The sequence below is a fragment of the Rhizobacter sp. P3_C12 genome (genome assembly GCF_056402735.1).
In genome coordinates this window covers 1-3677 of sequence record NZ_JBFUGW010000431.1, presented here as the reverse complement: position 1 = coordinate 3677, position 3677 = coordinate 1, and the positions used below count along the sequence as shown (strand labels likewise).

4 protein-coding genes are annotated in these 3677 nt (G+C 70.0%); 2 read left to right on the top strand and 2 right to left on the bottom strand.

Annotated elements, in window-relative coordinates; genetic code table 11:
• Both AC1DXV_RS32620 and AC1DXV_RS32615 read left to right on the top strand, forming a co-directional pair.
• Positions 1-506 (top strand): DUF1513 domain-containing protein (locus AC1DXV_RS32620; protein WP_477937636.1); only part of this gene is annotated, 506 nt, incomplete at its 5' end.
• Between the two features lie 76 nt (positions 507-582).
• Complete coding sequence (locus AC1DXV_RS32615) at positions 583-1101, top strand: hypothetical protein (RefSeq protein WP_477937634.1); 519 nt, start codon at positions 583-585, stop codon at positions 1099-1101.
• Here the strand turns inward: AC1DXV_RS32615 and AC1DXV_RS32610 are convergent.
• Together AC1DXV_RS32610 and AC1DXV_RS32605 are read right to left on the bottom strand one after the other, a co-directional pair.
• The gene (locus tag AC1DXV_RS32610) at positions 1095-3134 is read right to left on the bottom strand and encodes an LTA synthase family protein (protein WP_477937632.1); all 2040 of its coding nucleotides are present in this window, start codon (positions 3132-3134) and stop codon (positions 1095-1097) included. The genes AC1DXV_RS32615 and AC1DXV_RS32610 overlap by 7 nt on opposite strands.
• 13 nt (positions 3135-3147) lie before the next feature.
• Positions 3148-3677 (bottom strand): hypothetical protein (locus tag AC1DXV_RS32605; protein ID WP_477937630.1); only part of this gene is annotated, 530 nt, incomplete at its 5' end.

Genomic DNA, 3677 nt, shown 5'->3' with positions numbered 1-3677 from the left:
GCGAGCTGCAGGGGCGCTGGCAGCTCGCCGATGCGCGCTTGAGCCTGCGCCACCTCGCATGGCATGGGCACGGCGCCGATGCCGTGCTCGGCATCGCGATGCAGGCCGAGCACGCCGATGCCGCGCTGCGGGCCGCGGCACCGGTGCTGGCGCGCTTCGACGGCCGTGCACTCCAACGCGCCGCATCGCCGGCGCTCGCCGGCTACGGCGGCGACATCGCGGCCACGCGCGACGGCTTCGTGATCGGCTGCCCGCGTGCTCAAGGCCTCGCGCAATGGCAAGCCGATGGGAATTGGCAGGGCCTCGTCCCGTTGCAGGAGGCCTGCGCTGTTGCACTGGATGCCGCCCATGCGCTGTGGGCCGGTGGTCGACCGGAGGCACAGCGATCGCAGGCGCAGATATCTGACGCAAATAAAGACGATCGGTCGCAAGTTGGTCTTCCAATTGGTCTGCAACTGGACAACCATTGGTTGGTGCTTGGAGACGTTGCGGCGAAAGAGGGGTAACGCTGAGTAACCCTACCGTCCGGATTTGCTGGTCCTTCGCTATCGTTTGCGCACAACGACAGGGGAGATAAAACCCATGAATCGAGTGCTCTCATGGCCGTTGCTGCCGCTTCTTGCGCAGCAACTCGAGCAAGTCGCACGCTCTCGCCACGTGGCGGTGGTGGGCGACAAGCAGGCCGTTCGCATCACCCTATCCTTCGGCGTCGTCGAGATGCTGCTCTCGCCGAACCAGCCACCGATGCTGCCCGGCACCGAGGTCTACGTGTGGTTCAAGGGCGGCGGCTTCCTGTGCGGCCCGAAGCGCGAGATCGACCTCGCCGAGCGCGAATCGCGTCATGCGCTGCGGCGCGTGAAGGCCGCGCGGGCGGCCTTGGCCGCGAGCCGTGCCGAGCGCGCGGCGCGACTGGCCGCCGACATCGACATCCTGCTGCCCGAACTCGACGCGGCGATCCCGGACAACGGCGACAGCGACATGGCGCCGCTCGACTCGTCGCCGATGCCGCTCGACACCGCGCCGGGCAAGCTCGACGAGCACCCGGCGACGGCGGTCGACAACAGCCGCACCGAAGCGGTCGGCGAGGCCACGCGTCACTGAGCCTTCGGCAGCTTGTGGTTGTGCGTCTGCAGGTACAGCGCCGCATTGCCATAGGCCGCCGGGAAGTGCCCCCACTGCTGCTGCAGCGCCGCGATCTCCGGCGCCACCGGCTGCTGCTGCAGCAGGTTGGTCGACGGCGTGTCCGACTCGATGTCGAACAGCGCCGGCGGCTGGCGGTCGACCAGCATGTGCGTGCCGACCAGCACGCCGAGCTGGCGCGGCCCGGTGAACTGGAACTCGAAGGCGACGCGGCTCGCATCGAACTGCGGGTCGAGCAGGTCGCGCCCGAGCGTGGTGTTGCGGTAGCCGATGCCGGCCAGTGACGCGAGCGTCGGCAGCACGTCGACCTGCTGCGCCCAGTGGTCGATGCGGCGCGACGCCACGTGGCCGGGCGCGTACACGAGGAATGGCGTGTGGCCCTGCGTGATCGCGAGGTCGTGCCATGATTTCGGCAGGTGCGGCCCGGTCACGCCGATGATGCCGTGGTCGCCGATGAACGCGAAGATCGTGTTCTTGAAGTACGCCTCCCTCTTCGCCGCCGCCATGAAGCGGCCGATGCACCAGTCGAGGTAGGCGAACGCGCGGTACTCGTCGAGCGAGATGAAGCCGTTGTCCTCCAGCTGCGCATCGGTCGGCGTCGGCGGCTGGAACGCGGCCTGGTCTTCGTCGGGGATGGTGTACGGCCGGTGGTTGCCGCTGGTCTGGATCATCGCGAAGAACGGCGTCTTCTGCGCGCGGAACATCTCGTTCGCCTCCAGGAAGAGGTTCTTGTCGGAGACGCCCCACACGTCGACCACCGGCGATTTCAAGCGCGTCTGCTCGACGATGTCGACGTCGTCGATCGCGGCCGTCAGCACGCCACGCACGTTGGCCCACGAGGTGCTGCCGCCGATGAAGTAGAACTTCTTGTAGCCGGCGAACTCGTTGATGATCGACTGCTGGTTGGTGGCCGCCGGGTTGCGCGACGCGGTCGATTCGACCGAGACGTCGGGCATGCCGGTGACGGTGGTGAACACGCCGCGCGCGGTGTGGCCGTGCGCGCTCATCATGCGCGTGAACAGCAGGCCGTCCCTCGCGAGCGCGTCGTAGCTGGGCGTCGCGCCCAGCGGGCTGCCGATCGCGCCGACCTTGTGCGCCGCGAAGCTCTCCAGCAGCACCAGCACGACGTTCATCGGCTGGCCGGCCCGCTCGGGCTTCGGCGCCACGGTGCGCAGGAACGAGATCGGCTCGCCCGGCTTCAGCGGCGGCAGGCCGACGAAGGCGCGGATCGCATCGGCATCGGGGCGCATCTGCGCGTCGCCCAGGCTTTGCGCGCGGAAGGTCCAGGTGTCGTACAGGTTGTGCAGCGGGTTCAGCGACAGCTGTTGCGCGAACGMGTTCTGCAGCTCGATCGAATCGCTCCAGCGCAGCGGGTACTGCGAGAACTTGCCGTGGATGCCGAGCACGCCGAGCAGCACCACCAGCGTCTCGGCCACACCCACCTGCCAGCGCTTGCGCGGAGCGGGCGGCACGGGGTGCGCCGAGGTGCCGACCACCAGGCGCCACAGCCAGCCGAAGATGAAGTGGCACAGCACCAGCCAGGCGATGACCGCCAGCGCGATGCGCCCGACCGGGTAGGTCTGCGTGACCATGCCGGTGGCCTCGCCGATGTCGCGCGCCAGCGAGATGACGACCGCCGTCAGCCGCTGCGCGAGGTAGGCGAAGTGGCCGGCATCGAGCACCACGCCGAGCGCCCACACGAAGGCGGCGAGCATCCAGTACGTCCACCAGAAGGCGCGCGCGCGCGGCGGGCGCAGCCAGCGGCCGACCCACGGCAGCGTGGCCAGCAGCCAGGCGAGCAGCACGCTGTCGAGCGCGACGCGCAGGTCGAAGCGCGCGCCCAGCCACAGCGCGGCGGCCCAGTCGCCGGCCGACAGCGCCGCATCGGGCGGTGCGAACCAGAGGCCGAAGACGGCGCGGCAGACGGTGCCGACGACGAGGAGCACGGCGGCCATCGCGAGGGCGAGGCGAAGATGCGGGCGCAGCAGGGACATGGTCGATTCGATCTCAGGAGGTCGGCGCCACGGCCGCGCGGCCACGCAGCCGCGCGATCAGGAACACCACGCAGCGTGCCAGCGCCCACAGCCACAGCAGCGGGTCCAGCAGCGCATCGAAGAAGTTGCCGGTCGGCAGGTGCGTCACGGCGTGGAAGGTCAGCGCCAGCAGCACCGCCCAGCCGGCCGCGTGCTGCCGGCCGCGCACGATCACCGCGAGCGCGAGCACCGACAGCACGATGGCTGCCACCGGCGCCTGCACCGGCTCGAAGCCCCAGGGGTACAGGCCGAGCGACAGTGCGCCGACGGCATCGGCGTAGAGCACGAGGCCACCGAGCACCAGCGCCGCGGCGAGTGCGACGGGCAGGGTCTGCTGCTGGGGGCGATCGGCGAAGCGCTTCCAGAGCGAGACACCGGCCAGCGCGGCGAACAGCCCGCTCGGCTGCTGGAACGCGAGGCCGAGCCACCAGGCCGGCGACGCGGGGCCAGGCAGCCACATCGCGGCCAGCGCGAGCAGTGCCACGGCAGCGCGCGGCTTCATCG